The organism is Corynebacterium sp. HMSC05D08, assembly GCF_001807215.1.
Taxonomy (GTDB): Bacteria; Actinomycetota; Actinomycetes; order Mycobacteriales; family Mycobacteriaceae; genus Corynebacterium; species Corynebacterium striatum.
On sequence record NZ_KV788340.1, the window covers coordinates 174,331 to 196,566 of the forward strand.

The 22,236-nt window shown below is 61.0% G+C and carries 18 protein-coding genes; 4 read left to right on the forward strand and 14 right to left on the reverse strand.

The genetic code is table 11. The features are described from left to right. Nucleotides 1–121 precede the first annotated feature (121 nt). The 7 genes from ftsY to HMPREF3148_RS08465 are packed head-to-tail and all read right to left on the reverse strand — an operon-like array spanning nt 122 to nt 9,317. Entirely contained in the window at nt 122–1,720 is a 1,599-nt protein-coding gene (ftsY, locus tag HMPREF3148_RS08435; protein ID WP_070508997.1) for a signal recognition particle-docking protein FtsY, read from the reverse strand. Nucleotides 1,721–1,769: 49 nt separating this feature from the next. Then, nucleotides 1,770–5,312 (reverse strand): chromosome segregation protein SMC, encoded by a 3,543-nt coding sequence (gene smc / locus HMPREF3148_RS08440; RefSeq protein ID WP_049152203.1) that lies wholly within the window; start codon nt 5,310–5,312, stop codon nt 1,770–1,772. Between the two features lie 28 nt (nt 5,313–5,340). Beyond that, complete coding sequence (locus HMPREF3148_RS08445; protein ID WP_005528834.1) at nt 5,341–5,619, reverse strand: acylphosphatase; 279 nt, start codon at nt 5,617–5,619, stop codon at nt 5,341–5,343. Further along, entirely contained in the window at nt 5,620–7,137 is a 1,518-nt protein-coding gene (locus HMPREF3148_RS08450) for an alanine/glycine:cation symporter family protein (protein ID WP_049152202.1), read from the reverse strand. It lies immediately after the preceding gene. A 37-nt stretch (nt 7,138–7,174) separates the two neighbouring features. After that, nucleotides 7,175–7,996: a bifunctional DNA-formamidopyrimidine glycosylase/DNA-(apurinic or apyrimidinic site) lyase gene (mutM, locus tag HMPREF3148_RS08455; protein ID WP_049152201.1), complete on the reverse strand. Its 822-nt coding sequence runs from the start codon at nt 7,994–7,996 to the stop codon at nt 7,175–7,177. Next, nucleotides 7,996–8,766 carry a ribonuclease III gene (gene rnc / locus HMPREF3148_RS08460; RefSeq protein WP_005528828.1) on the reverse strand — a complete coding sequence of 257 codons (771 nt, stop codon included), beginning with the start codon at nt 8,764–8,766 and terminating at the stop codon, nt 7,996–7,998. Before rnc ends, mutM begins: the two co-directional genes overlap by 1 nt. Further along, on the reverse strand, nt 8,763–9,317 hold the full coding sequence (locus HMPREF3148_RS08465) for a YceD family protein (protein ID WP_236081488.1): 555 nt from the start codon (nt 9,315–9,317) through the stop codon (nt 8,763–8,765). Before HMPREF3148_RS08465 ends, rnc begins: the two co-directional genes overlap by 4 nt. A gap of 335 nt (nt 9,318–9,652) precedes the next feature. Here HMPREF3148_RS08465 and HMPREF3148_RS08470 point away from each other — a divergent pair, with 335 nt between their 5' ends. Continuing rightward, nucleotides 9,653–10,060 carry a hypothetical protein gene (locus HMPREF3148_RS08470; RefSeq protein WP_049152200.1) on the forward strand — a complete coding sequence of 136 codons (408 nt, stop codon included), beginning with the start codon at nt 9,653–9,655 and terminating at the stop codon, nt 10,058–10,060. Between the two features lie 9 nt (nt 10,061–10,069). Here HMPREF3148_RS08470 and HMPREF3148_RS08475 read toward each other — a convergent pair whose 3' ends face one another. Both HMPREF3148_RS08475 and gdhA read right to left on the reverse strand, forming a co-directional pair. After that, a complete protein-coding gene (locus HMPREF3148_RS08475; RefSeq protein ID WP_005528822.1) occupies nt 10,070–10,765 on the reverse strand; it encodes a DivIVA domain-containing protein in 696 nt (231 codons plus the stop codon). A 138-nt stretch (nt 10,766–10,903) separates the two neighbouring features. Beyond that, the gene (gene gdhA, locus HMPREF3148_RS08480; RefSeq protein WP_049152199.1) at nt 10,904–12,250 is read right to left on the reverse strand and encodes an NADP-specific glutamate dehydrogenase; all 1,347 of its coding nucleotides are present in this window, start codon (nt 12,248–12,250) and stop codon (nt 10,904–10,906) included. A 127-nt stretch (nt 12,251–12,377) separates the two neighbouring features. On the opposite strand from gdhA, the gene HMPREF3148_RS08485 reads away from it, so the two are divergent. After that, the gene (locus HMPREF3148_RS08485; RefSeq protein WP_049062406.1) at nt 12,378–13,466 is read left to right on the forward strand and encodes a glycerate kinase; all 1,089 of its coding nucleotides are present in this window, start codon (nt 12,378–12,380) and stop codon (nt 13,464–13,466) included. On the opposite strand, the gene HMPREF3148_RS08490 is transcribed toward HMPREF3148_RS08485, so the two are convergent. Further along, complete coding sequence (locus tag HMPREF3148_RS08490) at nt 13,463–13,861, reverse strand: hypothetical protein (protein ID WP_070508998.1); 399 nt, start codon at nt 13,859–13,861, stop codon at nt 13,463–13,465. The genes HMPREF3148_RS08485 and HMPREF3148_RS08490 overlap by 4 nt on opposite strands. A 36-nt stretch (nt 13,862–13,897) precedes the next feature. Here HMPREF3148_RS08490 and HMPREF3148_RS08495 point away from each other — a divergent pair, with 36 nt between their 5' ends. Both HMPREF3148_RS08495 and HMPREF3148_RS08500 read left to right on the forward strand, forming a co-directional pair. After that, nucleotides 13,898–15,100 carry an amidohydrolase gene (locus HMPREF3148_RS08495; RefSeq protein WP_005528816.1) on the forward strand — a complete coding sequence of 401 codons (1,203 nt, stop codon included), beginning with the start codon at nt 13,898–13,900 and terminating at the stop codon, nt 15,098–15,100. Nucleotides 15,101–15,187: 87 nt separating this feature from the next. Beyond that, nucleotides 15,188–17,575 (forward strand): glycogen/starch/alpha-glucan phosphorylase, encoded by a 2,388-nt coding sequence (locus HMPREF3148_RS08500; RefSeq protein WP_049062407.1) that lies wholly within the window; start codon nt 15,188–15,190, stop codon nt 17,573–17,575. A 67-nt stretch (nt 17,576–17,642) separates the two neighbouring features. Here HMPREF3148_RS08500 and HMPREF3148_RS08505 read toward each other — a convergent pair whose 3' ends face one another. The 4 genes from HMPREF3148_RS08505 to HMPREF3148_RS08520 form a co-directional block, all read right to left on the reverse strand. After that, a complete protein-coding gene (locus HMPREF3148_RS08505; RefSeq protein WP_005528814.1) occupies nt 17,643–18,680 on the reverse strand; it encodes an HNH endonuclease signature motif containing protein in 1,038 nt (345 codons plus the stop codon). Between the two features lie 167 nt (nt 18,681–18,847). Continuing rightward, nucleotides 18,848–20,260, reverse strand: a complete 1,413-nt coding sequence (gene pyk / locus HMPREF3148_RS08510) for a pyruvate kinase (protein ID WP_034656957.1) — start codon at nt 20,258–20,260, stop codon at nt 18,848–18,850. 209 nt (nt 20,261–20,469) lie between these two features. Continuing rightward, complete coding sequence (gene lgt / locus HMPREF3148_RS08515; RefSeq protein ID WP_005528812.1) at nt 20,470–21,366, reverse strand: prolipoprotein diacylglyceryl transferase; 897 nt, start codon at nt 21,364–21,366, stop codon at nt 20,470–20,472. Nucleotides 21,367–21,395: 29 nt separating this feature from the next. After that, on the reverse strand, nt 21,396–22,226 hold the full coding sequence (locus HMPREF3148_RS08520; protein WP_005528811.1) for an indole-3-glycerol phosphate synthase TrpC: 831 nt from the start codon (nt 22,224–22,226) through the stop codon (nt 21,396–21,398). Nucleotides 22,227–22,236: the final 10 nt, after the last annotated feature.

Sequence of the window (22,236 nt, forward strand, 5' to 3'; positions counted from 1 at the left end):
CGCTTTTCGACGCCCCCTTTCCCAAAATTCTAACGGCTACTCGATATTAGAAGCGAAATAGGTACAGAAAAAGCCGCCGGGTTTTCCCGGCGGCTTTTCACGCATTAGCGCAACGACGCTACTACTTCTCCCCTAGCAGGGCGTCGACAAAGCCCTCGACTTCGAATGGAGCCAGGTCATCGGCACCCTCGCCAAGGCCAACCAACTTGACCGGCACACCGAGTTCCTCCTGAACTTGGAAAACAATGCCACCCTTGGCCGTGCCATCAAGCTTGGTGAGGACAACACCGGTGATGTCCACGACCTCGCGGAAGATGCGAGCCTGGGTCAGGCCGTTCTGGCCGACGGTAGCGTCGAGCACCAGCAGCACCTCGTCTACTTCGGCCTTCTTTTCGACGACGCGCTTGACCTTACCCAGCTGATCCATCAGGTCGACGGAGGTGTGCAGACGACCGGCGGTGTCGACGAGTACCACGTCGACGCCCTGGTCGACGCCGGCTTCCACGGCATCGAAAGCAACGGATGCGGGGTCAGCGCCTTCCTTGCCGCGAACGGTCGTGGCGCCGACGCGGCGCCCCCAGGTCTCCAGCTGATCGGCGGCAGCAGCGCGGAAGGTATCGGCCGCGCCCAGCAACACCTTGTGGCCCATGGCGACGAGAACGCGAGCCAGCTTGCCTGTGGTCGTGGTCTTGCCGGTGCCGTTGACGCCGACGACCATGATGACGGCCGGCTTGCCCTCGTTTGGCATGGCCTTGATAGAGCGGTCCATCTCTGGGTGGCCGGCCTCGATGAGGGACTCACGCAGCATCGCGCGTGCTTCTTCCTCGCTGGACACGCCGCGCTCAGCGATCTTGTCGCGCAGGGACTCGGTGACCTTCAGCGTGGACTTGGTGCCCAAGTCTGCCATGATGAGGGTGTCTTCGATTTCTTCCCAGGCGTCCTCGTCGAGGTCGCCTGCAGACAGGATGCCCAAGAGGCCCTGACCAATAGCGTTCTGGGACCGGGACAGGCGGCCACGCAGGCGGCCCAAACGGCCGCCTGCCGGCTCGATGTCAGCATCTGGTTCGGACGGCGCTGGAATAACTTCAGCGTCCTCGGAGACCTGCAGATCCTCCGGCTCAGCATCAAGCGCGGCCTCAGCGCCCGCAGTCTGCGCTTCCGCAGCGACAGCCGCTTCCTCAGCCTCTGGAAGGTCTGGCACGTCTTGCGCGACTGGCTCATCTTCCGCCACAGGTTCGACTGAAACCGTGTCCTCTTCGACGGTATCGGTGGAGTCAACCTCTGGAGTCTCCTCAGCCTCTGGCTCAACAGCCTCTGGCTCAACCGACTCAGCTGCCGGCTCAGTGGTTGGCTCGGCTACAGGAGCCTCAACGTCCTCGTCTGCGAGCTGGGCATTGGCGAGCTCGGTTGCATCGCGGGTATCGCTTGGCTCGGCTGACGCCTCTGCAGGCTTTGCCTCAGGCTTGGCTGCAGGCTGAGCAGCAGGAACCTTTTCTGGCTGCTTGTCGGCATCGCTACCGGCCGGAGCGAAGTTAAAACCGGATTTAGCCTGGTAGTTGCCAGACTTCTGCTCCTGGGTCAGCTGCTTTGGTGCTTCCTCGGCGGGCTTTTCGAAGGAAACCTTCTTCGAATCACCACGCTTCTTACCAACAACGATCAGCACGATCGCCAGCACCACAATGACAGCTACGGCAATAAGAATCCACGAGATAGTATTCATGTCCTCTATAGTGCCAGGCTTAACCCCATCGGGCACCACTTGCCGTACATTAATTGCCGTCAGTATCTCCTGTGCCGTCAACAGCGGCAGCTCCGCGCGGCGCATCGACGCCCAGGCGGGTCGCGTCCTGGGCCGCAGCGTCAGTTCCCGGCGCAGCGCCAGCTGGACTCATGCGCTGGGAAATCACGCGCGTGACACCGTCGCCGCGCATAGTCACGCCGTACAAGACGTTAGCCACGTCCATCGTCGGCTTCTGGTGCGTGATCACAATCAGCTGCGAGTCCTTGCGCAGCTCCTCGAAGAGGGCGATGAGGCGTCGGAGGTTGACGTCGTCAAGCGCGGCTTCAACCTCATCCATCACGTAGAACGGGCTCGGTCGCGCGCGGAAAATCGCCACCAGCATCGCCAACGCCGTCAAGGACTTCTCACCACCAGAGAGCAAAGACAGACGCTTGACCTTCTTGCCCGGCGGACGCGCTTCCACCTCAATGCCGGTAGCCAGCATGTCGTCCGGCTCCGTCAAAATCAGGCGTCCCTCACCGCCTGGGAACAGCGTCTGGAAGACCTTCGGGAACTCCGCTTCCACGTCTTTCCAGGCATCAGTGAACAGCTGCAGTATCTGCTTATCGACATCCTCAATAACCTCCGAGAGATCCTTGCGGGCTTGGATGACGTCGTCAAGCTGCGTCGACAAGAAGGAGTAACGCTCCTCCAACGCCTTGTACTCCTCCAGCGCCAACGGGTTGACCTTGCCCAACGAGTTGAGGTCCTTCTCCGCCTGTTTCAGGCGCGCGGTCTCGGCGCCGCGGTCGAAGTCCTCGCCCGGGGTGTAGTCCTTGAGCAGGTCCGGGATGGCGATCCCCAGCTGTTCTACAATCTTCGCTTCCGCCTCATCGGCACGCACCTGCGCCTGGGAACGCGCAATCTCCGAGTCATGCGCATTGGAGGTCAGGCGGTCGAGCTGCTGGCGGGTGGCAGAGACGTGCTGCTTCGCGGACTGCAAGCGGGCGTTCAAGACGTTGCGCTGGTTGACCAAGTCATCGCGCTCGGCGGTGGCACGCTCCAAGGCATGGGCCGTGCGGGTAGCCAGGTCCTGGGCATGCTTGGACACCGCGGCAGCCAGGGCAGCTTGCGCTTTGCGACGCGCCATCGCCTGCTCATGGCGAGCTTTTGCCTGACGTTCATGCTCTGCTTGGCGACGCAGCGCGTCCCCCTTGCCCGCAGCCTGGCCCACCCTATCCTGGGCGGTGCGGGCCGCGAGCTGAGCTTCCATCTCCATCGCTTTGACCTGCTCGAGTATCCTCGACGCGGAGTCACGCTCGACGGAGGAAGGCTCGTTGTCGTGCTCGTCATCGTCGACGCGCGCAAGGCGATCCCGAGCTTCGGCAAGTTGCTCGCGCAGCTCCGCGAGTTTGACCTCGATGTCGGTTGCGCGCGCGGCGGCCTTCTTGTGCTCGGCTTTGTTGACCTCGTGCTGCTTGATAAGACGCTGGTGGTCGCGGCGCCAGGCCTCGACCTCAGTGTCGTGCTCGCGGAGAGCAGCTTTAGCCGACGCCGCGGCAACGCGGGCTTCGTCAGCTGCAATCTTGGCGCCTTCCAACGTGCCGGAGAGCTCCGCGAGCTCCTGCGTCGCGGACTCCAGCTGGGACTCAGCCTCTGCGATGCGGGCTGAGACCTCTACCGTGGAGGAAGCGCCGGTGCCGGCCTCGACCCAGCCCTCGCCCACCAGCAGGCCTTCCGGGGTCACGGCGCGCAGGCGCGGGTCCTCGCGCACCACCTCGCGGGCGACGGAGAGATCCGGGACCAGGACGACGTCGGAAAGCAGGCGTGTGACCGCAGCCTGCACCTCCGGCACCAGCACCACTTCGTCGAGCAACCACGTGACTGTAGAGGGAAGGTCGGAGTCCAAGCGCCACTGTGCGGCAGCGTTGCTGGCGATGTCAATGAGCGGGGTGCGCGTGGCGTTGTTGAGGCTTTCAACGACGCTGTCGGTGACCTCGCCGGCTTGGGCCTCAGCAAAGGCACCCAATGCTGCCGCGACGGCGGTCTCGTGTTTGGTGGAGATGAAGTTTGCCAGCGGCTGGAATTCCTCGCCCAGGTCGATGTGCTCAGGGGCCGTCTGCGCCAGGGTATCGATACGCGATCGCAGGGTGTAAACGGCGCGCTCGCGTTCGCGTTGGCCGTCGCGTAGCTGCTCGAGACGCTTGTCGGCGGCGCTCGACTCGCTGGCCGCGCGCAGGTGCGCCTCTTCGAGAGGCTCGCGCTCAGCATTGAGCGCTCGGAGTTTGTCGGCGACGTCGTCTGCCTCGGCCTGCGCCGTGCGCGTGCGAGATTTGGTAAACTGCAGGGTCTCTTCCTGGCGCTGCAGCTCTTCTTCTGCTGCGGTGACCTGGCTTGCCAGGTTCTCCTCAGCGGCGATGAGCCTGACGACGCCCTCTCTGCGGTCCGCGATGGCTCGCAGCTGCGCCATGTGTTCTTTTTCGGCCTCTTCGAAGGCTGCGCGGCGCTCCGCGACTTCCTCGCGGATGCCCTCGAGACGCTCAGCGGCCTCCTCGGCGACCATGAGCAGCTCCGCGTGCTCCTCATCTGCGCGGAGTGCGCGGGCCTCGAGTTCCTCGGGGTCTTGACCTGCATAGGCGACCTGCGCGCCGACATTGCTGGCACGCTCGGCGGCGATGCGCTGGGTCGCGGAGATTCGCTCGGAAAGGGTCGAAAGGTCAAACCACAGCTTCTGAGCGGCCTCGGCTTTGGGGATGGTCTCGCCGAGCTCAGCCTCGATTTCGAGCTGCACGCCGGAGGCTTCCTCAAGCTGCTCGGTGATTTCGGCGACCTGCTCCGCCAGCATGGCAGCCTGGTGCTTGGCGTCGGCGAACTTCTTGCGCAGTTGGACTACTTGGTCGCCGGCGATCCGCAGGCGCGCGTCGCGCAGATCTGCTTGCACCGTGGCGGCGCGCTTGGCTGCCTCTGCTTGACGCGCCAGCGGCTTGAGTTGTTTTCCCAGCTCGTCGGTAAGATCCTGGAGGCGATCCAAGTTGGCCTGCATGCCGGTAAGCTTGCGCTGCGCCTTCTCCTTGCGGCGGCGATGCTTGAGCACGCCGGCGGCCTCTTCGATGTAGGCGCGGCGGTCCTCAGGGCGCGATTCAAGAATCTCCGCCAACTTTCCCTGGCCGACGATGATGTGCATCTCGCGGCCGATGCCTGAATCAGATAGCAGCTCCTGAATGTCCATCAAACGGGCTTTAGAGCCGTTGATTTCGTATTCGCTGGCGCCGTCGCGGAACATGCGGCGGGTAACGGAGACCTCAGAATAGTCGATGGGCAGCGCGCCATCCGAGTTATCGATGGTCAGCGTGACCTCGGCGCGCCCCAGCGCCTTGCGGTCGCCCGCTCCGGCGAAGATGACGTCCTGCATCTTGCCGCCGCGCAGGGTCTTGGCGCTGCCTTCGCCCATTACCCACGCCAAGGCGTCAACGACGTTCGACTTGCCCGAGCCATTGGGCCCCACAACGGCACAGATACCGGGCTCGAATTTTAGGTTCGTCGCAGACGCAAAAGACTTAAAGCCTTTGAGCGTGAGCGATTTGAGGTGCATTCGTGAAATTTTAGCAACTACTACGGCGCTAGCGTTCGATGAATCCGCTTTCGCCCCGCGGCGTCGACCATTGCTCCACCACGGTGGTGACCACGCCCGGGCGGCGAGTGGTTGAAGGCTCCTCGCGCAGCAACTCGAGCAAACGCTTGCAGTCGACGCATGGGCCCTCCGCCACCACCTGCACGCGGCCATCAGCCAAGTTGGTGGCATGGCCGGCAAGGCCTAGCTCCAAAGCGCGCGAACGCGTCCACCAGCGGAAGCCCACACCCTGGACCGAACCGTGGACAAACGCAGTCATGCGCTCCATTTAGTACTCCCTCAAGTTGGAGTGGTCGCCCAGGTCGTACTGGTGCTGCAGGCGCTGGCGGTCCTCCGGACTGCGGCGGGTAACTGGGTCAGAGCCGTCCCAGCACTCAACGTTCTTGAGCTCCGGCAACATGTCGCGGTGGAAGACGGGATCGATGCCCTTACGGCGCTGCTCGTTGTAGTTCTTGAGCAGCTTGATGGCCACGCCTGAGAGCGGAACGATAGCCAGGATGTTGAGGAAGACCATCGTCGCAGCGCCGGTATCGGCCAGTGCGAAGACGAACGGGAGGGAGCCGACCGCACCGAACCACACGAAGAAAAGCACGACCAAGCGGAAGATGTTGAGGACAACCTTGCTGCGGGTCAGGTACTCAACGTTGGCCTCGGCCAAGTAGTAGTTGCCGAGAATTGAAGAGAAAGCCAGGAAGAAGAGGATGAAGGTCACGAAGTGAATGCCCCAGTTACCGACCTCAGAAGCCAAAGCCGCCTGGGTCAGGGAAACCCCCTCAGCCTCCTCACCATAAGCAATGGACGGGCCGAGCAAAATAATGAACGCCGTGATGGAACAGACCACCAAGGTATCGAAGTAGACGCCCAAGGTCTGCACGAGGCCCTGCTTAACCGGGTGAGACACCGTTGCGGTAGCAGCTGCGTTAGGAGCAGAACCCTCACCGGCCTCGTTGGAGAACAGACCACGCTGGATACCCTTCATCATCGCGGTACCCAAACCAGCACCGGCGATCTCCTTGAAACCGAGGGCGTGGCCGATGATGTCGCCAATCATGCCCGGCACCTTGTCGAAGTTCATAATCACCACGAAGCCACCGATGAGCAGATAAGCAATAGCCATAAAAGGAACGATGACCTGGGTGATGTTCGCGATGCGCTGCACGCCACCGAAGATGATGAGTGCAGCCACAGCAGCCACAATCAGGCCGACGATAGCGCGGAACATGGTGTCCTCGCGGCCGAAGGAGAACGCGATGGAGTCAGCAATCGCGTTGGTCTGGAAAGCGTTGTAAACAAAGCCGAAGGTAAACGCGATAGCCACGGAGAAAATCGCAGCCAGCGGGCCCCAGCCTAGACCGCGCTTCATGTAGTAGGCCGGGCCACCGCGGTAAGCGGAACCCTCGCGGACCTTCCACACCTGCGCCAGGGTGGACTCGACAAACGCAGTCGCACCACCCAGAATCGCAATGATCCACATCCAAAAGACAGCACCCGGGCCGCCAACGGAGATGGCCACGGCCACACCAGCCACGTTGCCGGTGCCCACGCGCGACGCCGCCGAAATGGTGAAGGCCTTAAAAGCAGAAATGCCGCCGTAGTCCTCGTCTTCGTCGCGACCGACGCCCTTCGGGCGCTCGACCACGGCCTTGAACATTTCCGGCACCATTCGGATTTGCACCAAAACGGTACGGAAACCAAAAAAGAGTCCGGCAGCGATCAAGATCCACGGGATCAGATAGGTCCAGACCGAGTCATTGAACGTTGTTACAGCGTTCTCAAGAAATTCCATGGAGAATATTTAACGCTATGTATCCCCTATCGATCCATTAATAGGTCTGGCAGCGGGGGCAAAAATGGGTGGATCTACCACCCACTACGACGCGCACCAACTCGGTTCCGCACCTGTCGCACGGCGCTCCGGTGCGCCCATACGCGTGCAGGGATCGCTCAAAATACCCCGACTCACCATTGACGTTGACGTACAAGGCATCGAAGCTCGTGCCACCGACCTTGAGGGCGGCGCGCATGACGGAGGCGGCGGCGTCGATAAGCGCTATAGCGTCACGTTGCCGCAGTGTAGAAGCCTTCTTTTGGGGCTGCACCTGCGCGGCCCACAAAGCCTCGTCGGCATAGATGTTGCCGATGCCCGAAACCACCGTCTGGTCCAGCAGGGCGGTCTTCACCGCGGTTTTCTTTGCGCGAATCCGCCGCGCGGCCGCGACGATGTCGAAGTCAGGTTCGAGGGGGTCCGGGGCGATGTGCGCAATCTTCAGCCACGGGGCCAACAACCAGTAGCCAAAAGTACGTTGATCAATAAAGTACAGGTTCACACCGCCGCTTAACGACGCCCTGATCCGCACATGTTTCGAGTTCGTCTCCCCCACCCGCATCTGGCCGGACATGCCCAAGTGCACGAAGAGGACGTCGCGACCGGGGTCGTGGAGATTCTCGTCGGCGAACTCAATCCACATGAATTTGCCGCGCCTTGCGACGCCGCCTATCTCCCGCCCCACCAACAGCTGGTCGAGAGGACCTTCCTGCCCACGGTTCGCGCGCGGGTGCAGGACTTCAACGCGCTCGAAAGTCCGCCCGGGAAGGTAACCCTCCAACCCGCGGCGGACTGACTCAACTTCGGGCAGCTCCGGCATTAAAGCTCGCGGTTGGCGGTGCCCTGTACGAGAAGCGGAGTCTCGCGCAGCGTTTGGCACGCTTCTTGCGCGGCCTGCTGCTCGGCCAGCTTCTTGTTGTGGCCCACACCATTTCCTACGGTCAGGCCGGCGACGGTAGCCACAGCGGTGAAGGTTTGATCATGCTCAGGGCCCGTCGACGTCGCGGTGTAGACCGGCATCGGCGCCTTGAGCTCAGCGCAGAGTTCCTGCAGGTTGGTCTTCCAGTCCATGTGGCGACCGGAGACGACAGCGTTGTCGATCTTCTTCTGGAACAGACGCAGGATGACGTCGCGTGCGGTTTCAAAGCCGTACTGGCGGTAGATGGCGCCAAAGATGGCCTCGGTGGTATCCGCAAGGATGGAATCCTTGTCGCGACCGCCCGTGGACTGCTCGCCCTTGCCCAGCAGAATGTGCTGGCCAAGCTCGATCTCGCGGGCGATATCGGACAAGCCGTAGCGAGACACGATGGAAGCACGCATCTTCGAGATATCCGACTCCGGACGCGACGGGTACTGCTCGTACAGCTTCGAAGCCACAGACAATCCGAGGACTGCATCGCCTAAGAACTCGAGCCGCTCGTTGTTGGGAAGGTAGCCGTTTTCGTTGGCAAAAGAGCGGTGCGTCAGGGCCAGACGCAGGTTTTCATCGGCCAGCTCGACGCCCAAAGACTTCAGAAGCGGCGCATGGTCGACCGCAGCATATGCTTGCTCGAGAGCCTCTTCACCGGTTAGCTTATTTTTCTTGCTCACAGGAACTTCTCCAGTCCGGACCATCGAGGATCGACCTTATCTTCCTCCTCACCGGATACTCCGGTGGTGACACCCTCTGGGGTTTCGATGTCGCAGCCGTTCTCGCACACCGGTGCGAAGGGCAAGCCGAGGCCCGCCTCATCAATGACGGTCTGCAGAAGGTCGAGCTCGTCGTTGACGATTTCCGGGACTTCGTCGCCCGAGCCTTGGTCCTCGGCGTCGGCTTCGTCGCCGCCAATGAAGTCCTCATCCGCGGCGAATACTTGCGATACGTGGAGGTCCAGGTCCGGATGGAGCTCCTTGAGGCACCGCGCGCACTCCCCGGTGAGGGTGCCGGTAACGGCGGCATCGACAAGCACGCCCGATCCCAGCGGCGTCAAGGTGGCGTCAACGGTGATTTCGTCGCCCTTTTCGACGGCGATCATTTCCACACCGATGCGCTCCGGCGCGGGTCCCTTCTGCACGCGCTGCTCAGGCATCGCGGCAGCGCCCTGGCTGCGCAGCAACTCGGCCACATTAAATTTCAGCGGTGATTCCAATACATCTGCCATAACGCCTCATAGCCTACCCTGTGGGGCGTCATACTCTTAGCCGACGCCGCACCTAGCCGCCGTAACCATACCTGGGGATTGCCTGAAACCCACCGCACAAGCCCCTATGCACCATGTTTATAGGGTTCACACATGACCTAAACGCCCCTACGCTAGATCTTATGAATTTCGACACCGCAGGCCTGCCCGGCGAATTGTCCCAGCTTGGTTGGGCGTTTCCCCTCTACTGCGTCGCTCCCGTGTGCCTGCTCGTTGGTGTCGCAGCTTATTGGCATCGCCATGCCAAACGCACTACTCAGGGATACCCGCTGCGCTCGGTCGCAAGGCGCGGATTGATGCTCGGGATGATTCTCGGAGCGTTCTTCGCGCTGCCACTGCCTTTCGACGTCACTATCATCGTCGCCTCCGCCGCACTCGGCGTTGGTGTGGGCTGGCTGACGTGGTATTCCCGCGAATCGGTGGCGGGCGTATTCATGACTACCGCCTCGACGATTGCCGGAATCAGCACGATGGTCGCCCTGATGTACGTCGTCGAAGCGTTCACGCAGTTCGACGCCTTCGCATCCAGCCCGTCGAGCATGTGCCCGCTTCTTTGGGCCATCTTCGGGCTCCCTGCCTTCGTGAGTGCCGCTATTGCCGCCGCAGCAAAGACAACGACCCCTGCTGATGGCCAGGCGGTGTACGACAGACCGTCTGGCCACCAGCAGGGGCCACTGGCGACGTCCCTAGCAGAACCCCGCTAGGGACAGGATTTAACGCTCGTAGCGTTCCGAGCTGCGCTCGGTGCCGCGCGCACGCACACCGGCGCCACGACGCAGCGCCTGGCGGTCAGAATTAACGGTGCGCAGCAGGCCAGACAGCGTGGACTCGAACTCGCCCAGCTTGGAATCAACGAACTCGTCGCACTCGGTGCGCAGGCGGTTGGACTCGGTGTGGGCGGTCTCGACGATGCGGTGTGCCTCGTCGTTGGAGCGGCGAACCACCTCAGACTCGGAGACCAAGCGGTCCTGCTCGGCCTGGCCGGCAGCGACGCTGCGCTCGTACTCCTTGTTGCCCTGTGCGATGGTGCGGTCCGCGTCGGCACGGGCGCTTTCGATCATGGCACTGGCGTCGTCTTCTGCCTGAGCCACCATGGTGGTGGAACGGTGCTGGGCGTCGGAAAGCATGGCGTCAGAGTCTTCCTGCGCGCGGGACATGATCTCATCAGCCTGTGCGTTGGCGTCGGCGACAATCTGGGCGGCGCGCTCCTCGGCGCCAGCCAGGATTTCGTCCTGCTTATCGAGGACGTCTTGGGCGTCGTCCATTTCGACAGGTAGGGCGTTACGAAGGTCGTCAAGAAGCGCCAGCATTTCGTGGCGCGGGACCATGCAGTTGGCGGTCATGGGAACGGAGTAAGCCTGCTCCAGGTTGCGAACAAGTTCATCGAGGGACTCAAATACGCGGTACATGCGCTCAGAGTAACCAAAGAAACTTTCGTCACACGTATCCCACGCGGCACTTTAGACAAAAATCTCAAGTTCGACTTGAAGTTGACATGAAAAAAGAGCCCCGGAGAGCTCTTTCTACTTATGCAGGTACCTTAAGTCTTAGATGACACCCTGGGCGAGCATCGCGTCAGCAACCTTCTTAAAGCCGGCGATGTTCGCACCAGCGACGTAGTCGCCTGCCATGTCGTATTCCCTGGCAGTCTTGTCGATGTTCTTGAAGATGTTTGACATGATCTCGTGCAGGCGCTGGTCCGTGTAATCGAAGGACCAAGAGTCACGCGAAGCGTTCTGCTGCATCTCCAGAGCAGACGTTGCAACGCCGCCGGCATTAGCGGCCTTGCCCGGCGCGAAGTTCACGTCAGAGCCCAAGAAGTAGTGGACAGCATCCGCGGTACACGGCATATTTGCTCCTTCAGCGACGTAGCGGACGCCGTTCGCTGCCAGGACCTTAGCAGAGTCGACGTCGAGTTCGTTCTGAGTTGCGCAAGGCAGGGCGACGTCGGCAGCAACCTCCCAGATGTTGCCACCTGCGTGGTACTCCACTCCCTCGCCGGCTTCTGCAGCATAGGCGGAAATGCGCTCGCGGCGGACTTCCTTAATGTCTTTAATCAGCTCGATGTCCACGCCATTCGGGGTGGTAACGTAACCAGCGGAGTCAGACATCGCTACGACGGTGCCGCCGAGCTGTTGAACCTTCTCTGCGGCGTAGATGGCCACATTACCGGAACCGGAGACGATGACCCTTGCCCCCTCGAAGGACTCGCCGTGGGCCTTCATCATCTCGGAGGTCAAGTAGACCAGGCCGTAGCCGGTAGCCTCGGTGCGCACCAAGGAACCACCCCAGGTCAGCCCCTTACCGGTAAGGACGCCGGATTCGTGCTTGTTTTCCAGGCGACGGTATTGACCAAACAGGTAGCCAATCTCGCGGCCGCCGACGCCGATGTCGCCCGCAGGAACGTCGCGATATTCGCCGATGTGGCGGTGCAGCTCAGTCATGAAGGACTGGCAGAAGCGCATGACTTCGGCGTCGGACTTGCCCTTCGGGTCGAAGTCAGAGCCACCCTTGCCGCCGCCGATGGGCAGGCCGGTCAGGGAGTTCTTGAAGATTTGCTCAAAGCCCAGGAACTTGATGATCCCTAGGTTCACGGACGGGTGGAAACGCAGGCCGCCCTTGTACGGGCCAAGCGCGGAGTTGAACTGAACGCGGAAGCCACGGTTGACGTGAATGTTGCCCTGGTCGTCGGTCCACGGAACACGGAAAATCAGCTGACGCTCCGGCTCACACAGGCGCTCAACGAGGCCGTAATCAGCGTAGTGAGGATCCTTATTCAAGACTATCTTGAGGGAATCCAAGACCTCGAACAATGCCTGGTGGAACTCTGGCTCACCGGCGTTGCGCTTGAGGAGCTTGTCGTAGTATTCGGAGATTTGCTGGTCGATCGACACGTGGGTCACCTTTCGCTGCGGCCGCAGGGCGGCTGATGTCTTGCAGAACAAGAAATAGTTTTCTATTAATCGACCAAAAATGCAACTCGGTATGAGCAGAAACACCCCTACGCCTATACTTTTCCGCATGCATATAATCGTCGCACCAGACTCTTTCAAAGGAACGGCAAGCGCAGCCCAAGCCGCCGCAGCCATCGCTGGGGGCTTGCGCGCCGCGCTTCCCGACGCCACCATCACCACCCTCCCCATGGCCGATGGCGGCGAAGGCACAGCAGAAATCCTCGCTAACGCCGCCGCCCTTTTCGGAGCTGAAGTGCAGACCATCACGCTTCCGACTACCGACGCCGTGGGCCGACTCACCGAGGCCAGCTACTACCTGGCCGGCGAGCAAGCGCTTATCGACGTCGCCTCCGCCACCGGTTTGCCCGCCGTCGCCGACGCGTTGAACCCGCTGCACTCGGATTCCTACGGCACAGGTGTACTCATCGCTGACGCGGAGTCGCGCGGCGCCAAGCAGATCGTGCTGTGCCTCGGCGGCAGCGCCACCATCGACGGCGGCATGGGCATCCTTGCGGCGCTGGGCGCGGCGGCTCACGATGACCGTGGCTATGCCCTGCCAAAGGGCGGAGCCCCGCTGGTGCGCCTGGCAAGCATCGATACTGCACAGCTCAACATCAAGGCGGGCGCGCTCGACTACACGCTCCTCGCTGATACCCGCGCCATCCCTGTCCAGGCCGCCACCATGTACGGCCCACAAAAGGGAGCCGAGGGCGAACAAGTTGCATTGCTCGCGGGTGCGCTGCTGCGGCTGTGCGAGGTAACGGGCGTCGACGAAAAAGCCGAATCCTTCGGCGCCGCAGGCGGCATCCCCATCGCGCTGCGCTGGCTCTCGGAAACGCTGTGGGGCAACGACGAGCACTTCGAGTTGCTTGCCGGCGGAGCTTATGTGGCAGAAAAAATGGGCCTGCCCGAGAAGATTTCTCAGGCAGACCTCATCGTCACCGGTGAAGGCCGCTTCGACGAGCAGTCGCTCACCGGCAAGGTCGTGGGAACCCTCACGGACCTGGCGGACGAGACTCCCCTAGGCATCATCGCCGGTAGCATCGACGCCCCACTGCCCGACGGAGCGATAGGCGTGGAGCTGGGTGAGGAAGGCGACGTCATCGAGCAACTGCGTGAAGCAGCCATCCAGCTAGCAGCTAAGTTTGCAAGCTAGGGCTGCACCTGGACGGACCATGGGAAGATAGCAGGACGCTCGTGTGCCACCTCGTCTTCCAACAAGACGTGGTCCTTCGGGAGCACCGCGTGCGGGGTAAGCAGGCGCGCGAGCACCATCGTCAGCTGATTGACGGAGCCTTTTACTCCTTCGACGTTGATGTCGTAGCGGTAAACGTTAGCGTCTTCTAGCTCGCGATCCTCGTGCTCATCGCGGTAGGTCTGGCGCAGCTGCGCATCAAGGCCCTCTGGGATTCTGGGATCGGCCACGCGAGTAACGTTTGCGGCAGACAGAGTTCCGTTATCTAGGAGCTTCTGAGTGGCGGTGCTAAAGACTTCGGCGACGCGCTCGGCTTGGGTATCCGGCACAAGGACATCAAACTGAATAATTGGCATGTAGGTAACCCTACCCAAACTAGAAGAAGATTAGCTATGGCAGACTCCCTTAAAATCGCAGACCTCCTCACGACCAGCGGCGTTGATCTAAGCTGGCAGCGCGAATTCTACGAAGACCTCCACCGCCATCCCGAGCTCTCCCACGAAGAGGAGCGAACCGCGGGCCGCATCCTGGAGAAGTTGCGCGCTTTCGACTGCGAGATTGTCGACTCCATCGGCGGCCACGGCATCGTCGCGATCTTCCGCAACGGCGACGGCCCTACGGCACTGATGCGCGCGGACTTCGACGGGCTGCCTGTCGCGGAGGAAACGGGTGTCGACTTTGCCGCCACGAACGGCAAGATGCACGCCTGCGGCCACGACATGCACACCACGACTCTGCTGGGAGCATGTGCGCTTCTCGACGCCCACCGCGACGCCTGGACCGGCACCTTCCTCGCGCTATTCCAACCGGCGGAGGAGTCGTCAATGGGCGCAAAGTTCATGATTTCCGACTCACTGACCTCCCGTGTACCGAAGCCCGACATCTGCCTGGGCCAGCACATCATGCCGGGTAAAGCGGGCGACGTGCAGTCGCGTCCTGGGGCTATCATGGCTGGCTGCGATTCGCTCCGCATCCGCGTCTTTGGCCGCTCCGCGCATGCATCCATGCCCCACGAGAGCATCGACCCGACATATATAGCGGCAATGATCGTCACTCGCCTGCAAGCCATCGTGGGCCGCGAGGTTGCTCCACATGACTTCTTCGTTATTTCTGTCGGCGAGTTGCATTCAGGCGATAAGAACAACATCATCCCTGAGACCGCCGAGTTGGTGCTCAACACGCGCTACTACAAGCCGGAAATCGCCACCCGCGTCTACGCGTCGCTGGAGCGCATGGTGCGCGCCGAGTGCGAGGCCTCTGGGGCTCCTACTCCGCCGACCTTCGAGTACTTCGCCCACGGCGAGGTCACCGACAACGACTTAGCCGCCCACGAAACCGTCCGCAGCATCTTCGACGCCGTCTTCGACGAACAGTCCGTCACTGCCTCTCCTTCCACTGCATCCGAAGACTTCTGCTACCTACCGCAGGCTTGGGGAGTTCCCTACTACTTCTGGTTCATCGGCTCCACCCCCGCAGAATTCGCGGACAATCCACCAGTCAACCACCAGTCGACGTTCCTGCCGGACTATGCCCCCACCGTTCAATCCGGTACCCGCGCAGCCGCCGCGGCGGTGCTGGCCTACTTGGGGAAATAGCGGCGTCGCCAAGCGCATGCCAGCGCAACTGAACCGATACCGTTAAGCTGACACACGGAAATTATCTTCTTAGGGATAGGTGAAGCATTGAGCCAGCCAAAGCACTCCGCTTTTCAGTCCACTGTTCCTGCGCACGTGCGCTCCGCAGCCGGCGTACGCCCCACCACGGCGACCGACCGCAAGTTCTGGTCCGGTCTTTCCTCTGCCGTCATGGCGCAAATCGCCGACAACTGGGAGGCCACCCGCGCCGCTTATGCCGCTACCCGCCAGCAGCACTACTTCTCCGCCGAGTTCCTGCAGGGTCGCGCGCTCCTGAATAACCTCACGAACCTGGACCTCGTCGACGAGGCAAAGGCCGCCGCCAAACAGGGCGGACGCGAGCTTTCCGACGTCCTCGAAGCCGAGCACGATGCGGCCCTCGGCAACGGTGGCCTTGGCCGCCTGGCAGCGTGCTTCCTTGACTCTGCGGTCACGCAGGATTACCCGGTGACCGGCTATGGCCTGTTGTACCGCTACGGTCTGTTCCGCCAGTCCTTCGAGAATGGCCACCAGAAAGAGGAGCCAGATGTGTGGATGGAAAATGGCTACGAGTTTGTGATTCGTCGCGCTTCTGAGCAGCGCCGCGTTCACTTCGACGACATGGACGTCCGCGCGATTCCTTATGACATGCCAATCACTGGCTACGGCACCGACAACGTGGGTACGTTGCGTTTGTGGAAGTCTGAACCGATCAATGAGTTCGATTACGATGCCTTCAACTCCCAGCGCTTCACCGACGCGATTGTCGAGCGCGAGCGCGTCATGGATATCTGCCGCGTGCTCTACCCCAACGACACCACCTACGAGGGCAAGGTGCTGCGCGTTCGCCAACAATACTTCTTCGTATCTGCGTCCTTGCAGGCGATGATCGATAACTACATCGAGCACCACGGTTCCGACCTGCGCGGGTTCGCTAAGTACAACAGCATCCAACTCAATGACACCCACCCGGTTCTGGCCATCCCGGAGCTGCTTCGTTTGCTGCTTGATGAGCACGATTTGTCGTGGGACGACGCGTGGAAGGTCGTGACCGAGACCTTTGCCTACACCAACCACACCGTGCTGGCCGAGGCGCTGGAGAGCTGGGAAGTCTCCATCTTCCAGAAGCTGTTCTGGCGCATCTGGGAGCTCGTGGAGGAAATCGACCGCCGCTTCCGCGAGGACATGGCTACCAGGGGCCTCGATCAAGGGCGCATAGACTACATGGCGCCTGTGTCCAATGGCCAGGTGCACATGGCATGGATTGCCTGCTACGCCGCGTACTCCATCAATGGTGTGGCTGCACTGCACACGGAGATCATCAAGGCCGACACGCTGTCCGAGTGGCACGAGCTGTGGCCGGAGAAGTTCAACAACAAGACCAACGGCGTTACCCCGCGTCGCTGGTTGAAGATGTGTAACCCGCGCTTGGCCAAGCTTTTGACCAAGCAGTCCGGTTCGGATGAGTGGGTCACTGACCTCACCAAGCTCGCTGAGCTGGCTGAGTTGGCGGAGAATGAGAAGGTTCTGCGCAAGCTCATGGAGATCAAGCACAAGAACAAGGTGGACTTCGCCCAGTGGGTAAAGGAGCACCAAGGCGCCGAGGTAGATCCGGATTCGATTTTCGACGTTCAGATCAAGCGCCTGCACGAGTACAAGCGCCAGCTCATGAACGCCCTGTACATCTTGGACCTGTACTTCCGTATCAAGGAAGACGGCGAATCCGTACCGAAACGTACCTTCATCTTCGGTGCCAAAGCGGCTCCGGGTTACGTGCGTGCCAAGGAAATCATCAAGCTCATCAACGCCATTGCGGAGTTGGTGAATAACGACGAGGACACCCGCGACATCATTCGCGTGGTCTTCGTAGAGAACTACAACGTCTCTCCTGCCGAGCACATCATCCCAGCGGCGGATGTTTCCGAGCAGATTTCCGTTGCTGGTAAAGAGGCTTCCGGCACGTCCAACATGAAATTCATGATGAATGGCGCTTTGACGCTGGGCACGATGGACGGCGCGAACGTTGAGATCGTGGAGGCCGTTGGCGAGGACAACGCCTACATCTTCGGTGCACGAAACGAGGAGATTCCGTCCCTGCGCGAATCCTACAACCCTGGCGAGCTGTACAACACGGTTCGAGGCCTCAAGCGTGTCCTCGATGCGCTTAACAACGGCACGTTGGGCCACGAGAATTCCGGCATGTTTGGGGACCTGCGCTCTTCGCTTCTCGACGGCCAGGGAGTACATGCCCAGGACACCTACTACGTCCTCGGTGACTTTGAGTCCTACCGCGAAGCACGCGACCGTATGGCCAATGATTACGTCGCCGCCCCACTCGACTGGGCGAAAAAGGCATGGCTCAACATCTGCCTGTCTGGCCGCTTCTCTTCCGACCGCACGATTGCCGACTACGCCAACGAAGTGTGGAAGCTCAACCCCGCTCCGATTAACCGCTAACCGCAGGCACGACTAGTAGGCGCTAGGGATCTTCCCTAGCGCCTTTTGCGCGTGTGGTGGTCGAATCTTAAGGCGGCGGCCGCAGGTCTTGTTTGATAAACACCGGCTTGCCTGACTTGGGCGATATCCAGGCCAGCCGGCCGCCCACCCGGCCGATACGTCCGCGGTGGGCTGGTCCGGCAGGGTCGTCTTGGTTGAGGCCATTGTGATAAGCGCACAACGGAACCAGGTTGTCGAGGTTAGTCATCCCACCACCTCGCCACGATTCGATATGGTGGATCTGACATTCGTCGAAAGGCACCTTACAGCCTGGCCATACGCAATGGCGGAAGCGTGCTTTGAGGATTGCACGCTGCTTATCGTTGGCCACGCGCTGAGTCCGGAAAGCGTCTATGGGCCCTTCCAGCGGATGCACCAGCACGGCCTCGCCATGGTGGGAAAGCGCTCGTTGAATATACTGCGCCCCAGACATGACCGCACCATTGCTGAGCTCGATGGTGACTTCCTCACCGTCGCCGTCAACGATGCGGTCGAGCTGGTCCAGATACACAATCGCCGAGGTATGAACTTTTACTACCCCGCTATCGCTTCCTCCTGCGACCAAAGCCCGGAATCCTTCCAGCTCTCCTTCTGCATGACGGAGCAGGGCGCGGAAGTCGGCAATGGTTAGCGCAGTGTCGGTGATGCGGATGGACCCGAGTCCGTTGGCGTGACGGGAGTGTGTAACCTTCGGAGCCGGTTGCGGTGGGGTGAGGATTTCGCGCAGTCGCTTGCGGGCGACAAAGTCGATGCGGTTGCCCGGAGTCTGGCACAGCTCGACGCGCAGGTCCCACGCTTGTCGCTGGCCGCGCACCCGCGAGACATACTTCTCAATCTGCCCCAGCGTGCTGAGACCATGGCGCTGGCGCCGCGCACCGGCGACCGCCCGCGCTTGTTTGCGGCTAAAAGGTGTCTTGCCATAGTAAACCGCTGTAAGGGTGAGCAGGAAGTCGGCGTCGTCAGGCGCGGCTCCCATGGAAACCATGTCAGACTTACTCAGCGCAGCTGCCTCGGCGAGGAGTTCCACGCCGAGGGCACGCGCCTGAAAATACGTCTGAAGGTTCATACCTCACACGCTAGAAGCATCTCCCAGGCCCCTACAAGAGCGATTTCTAAGCCTGTGGATAACTCCCGCAAAAATCTGCTTTTTCACAGCCTCAGATGACCCGACAACAAAGTTATCCCCAAAACCACGAAACCCCCTGCGCGAGGCAGGGAGTCAACGAGTGAGAATTAGTTGCTCTCACCAAGCATGTGGCACTGAATCATGTTGGTGTTGCCTGCGATTCCCGGAGGAGTACCGGCGATAACCACGATGAGGTCGCCTTCCTTGTAGTTTTCCATAGCAAGCAGAGAACGATCGATGGTGGCCATCATGTCGTCAGTGGAGTCGACAGCGTCGCTCAAGAAGGTCTGAGCGCCCCAGGTCAGGGCAAGCTGCGAACGGACAGCTGGGTCCGGTGTAAAGGCCAACAGCGGCAGCTTGGAGTGCAGACGAGCGACGCGCTTTGCGGTGTCACCGGAGGTGGTGAACGCAACGATTGCCTTCGCGTTGAGGCGCTCTGCGATATCGCGAGCCGAGTAGGACACAACGCCGCGCTTGGTGCGTGGAACGTGCGACAGCGGCGGAACCTGTCCGCCAGACTCAGCGTTCTGGACAATGCGACTCATAGTGCGGACGACGTTCTGCGGGTCGATACCAACGGAAGTTTCTCCGGAGAGCATCACGGCATCGGCGCCATCAAGGACGGCGTTGGCGACGTCGGAAGCCTCGGCACGGGTCGGGCGCAAGTTGCTGATCATGGAATCCAGCATCTGGGTAGCCACGATGACTGGCTTGGCGTTCTCGCGTGCAATCTGGATAGCGCGCTTCTGGAAGAGCGGAACCTGCTCGAGCGGAACCTCAACGCCGAGGTCGCCGCGAGCAATCATGATGGCGTCGAAAGCCAGAACGATGGACTCCAGAGCATCGACTGCCTCTGGCTTCTCCAGCTTCGCGATGACAGGAATGCGACGGCCTTCCTCATCCATGATGGCGTGAACCAAGTCCACGTCAGCTGGCGAGCGCACGAAGGAAAGCGCAATCATGTCGACGCCCAGCTTCAGGGCGAAGCGCAGGTCGGCGATGTCCTTCTCGGACAGGGCAGGCACGGAAATGTCCATGCCTGGCAGGGAAACACCCTTGTTGTTAGACACTGGGCCACCCTCGGTGACCTCGCATACGACGTCGTTGCCGTCCACTTCCTTACAGACAACGGCGACCTTGCCGTCGTCGATAAGCAGGCGGTCACCTGGCTTCGCGTCGTTGGCCAGGTTCTTGTAAGTGGTGGAAACTCGGTCGTGAGTGCCCTCGACGTCATCCACGGTGATGCGGACGATTTCGCCGTCTGCCCACATCTCTTCGCCATTGACGAAGCGACCGAGACGGATCTTTGGCCCCTGCAGGTCGGCGAGGATGCCGACTGCCCGGCCAGTCTCGTCCGTTGCTTCACGAACCCAACGGTAGTTGGCTTCGTGATCGGTGTGATCACCGTGGGACATATTGAGGCGTGCTACGTCCATACCCTCGCGCACGAGGCCAAGGATTCCGTCCTTGCTTGCCACGGCCGGTCCCAGAGTACAAACGATTTTGGTTCTTCTATCCAGCATTGAAAGCCCTATTCACGTCGGAAATGCTAACGCCACCCAACGTACCCGCGTTCGCGCTCAACGGCCACTGCAAAAGCCAACACAAAACCTCACGCCCACAGAAAAATCTTTGGGAAACCGGGTAAAAAGGACCTTAAAACGGTCACAAACGGGCGTGAGCGGGCAGAATGGCCACGCGTCAAAGAAGCATAAACGCTGCCAAATTCCTAGTGTGATTCAGCCGACGCTCTTGACGACGCCCCCTCATCCCCGCGTGGATTGACTTCCTCCGGGCTTTCCTGCCCGCGCGGCAGACGGAAGAACACAATGAGCGCCACCACAAACAGAACCACCGAAACAATGACGTTGATGCGCAACCCGAATACCAACGTGGCCTCGTCGGCTCGCATGTTCTCCACGAAGAAGCGGCCCAACGTATAGCCCGCCACGTAGAGGGCAAAGAGACGACCATGGCCCAGTTTCCAAGCTTTTTGCGCCCACAACAGGAACAGGCACACGAGCACGTTCCACACCAGTTCGTAGAGGAAGGTCGGATGCACGGAGGTCATAACCTCGCCCGTGGAGTGCCCGGAGACTGGTGCGTACTCCCCCGCCTCGTTAACGCGGTAGAAGATATCAAGTGCCCACGGAACGTCGGTAGGGCGCCCGTAGAGTTCCTGGTTGAACCAATTACCCAAGCGTCCGATGGCTTGGGCCAGGATGAGGCCGGGGGCGACGGCGTCGGCAAACGGCGCCATGGGCACCTTTTTGACCTTGAACATGACCCAGATAGCAAACACGCCAAGCGCCACCGCGCCCCAGATGCCGAGTCCACCGTTGGTGACTTTCAGCGCATCGACCGGGTTGCAGTCCGCGCAGAAGTACTTCTCGTGGTCAGTGATGACGTGGTACAAACGCCCACCAATGATTCCGGCCGGGATGATGACAATCGCGGCATCCCACACCACATCTGGGTTGCCGCCGCGCGCTACGTAGCGCCGGTGAGTCATCCACATCGCCACCAGAATGCCTGCAATGATGCAGAATGCGTACGCACGCAGCGGAATTGGACCAAGATGCCACACGCCTTGCGGCGGGGAGGGGATATTCGCGAGGATTTGCACGCTAAACAGTTTGCCCTATGTGACGCCGCCTAGTCCATCTTGCGCGAGGGACACGCAGGGTGTTGGCCCGCCGCCACCAAGGAACGTGCCGCAGCCGCTGGGTCTTGGGCGGCCATGATCGCCTCGCCAACCAACACCGCATCCGCCCCCTGCGAAGCATAGGAGAGCACGTTGCGCGGCGAATTCACGCCACCAATCGCGATGCGGACAATCGATTCCGGCAGGCCCGGCACAATCTCCGAAAAGGCCTCGCGGTTAATCGCATCCGAGACCACCGACCACGCATTAATGGCCACCACGCTGCCGCCGGCTTTGATAGCGCGGTCGACCTCGTCGCAGGACCGGACCTCCAAGATGGCCGTCATCCCTAAGGACTCGATGCGGTCGAGCAGAGCCTCCAAACGTGCCTGTTCCAAAAGCTCCACCTGCAGCGGCACGGCGTCGGCGCCGTAACAGCGCGCCTCGTGAATCTGATATGGGTCCACCACGATGTCACGGCAAATCATCGGGATATCAATGGCTGAGCGCGCCGCGCGCATGTCTTCCAAAGAACCGTGGAAACGGCGCCTATCCGTCTGGCACGCCATCAAATGCACGCCGGTATCCGCCAGCTGGCGCGCCATCGCCGCCACCGATTCCGGCGAGTCCAAGTGAGCGATTTCGCCCGCATAGGGAATGGCGCGTTTGATTTCAGTGATGATCGAGCAGCCGTTACGCAACAGCGCAGCGCGTACGTCACGGGGCTCTTCCATGGAGCGGGAGCGAGCCTTGATGTCCTGAAAGGAGACACGGGCCTCGCGCACGGCGACGTCGTCAAGCACACCTGCTATCAGGTGGTCTACCGCGATAGGTGTGGACATCAGCACCTCC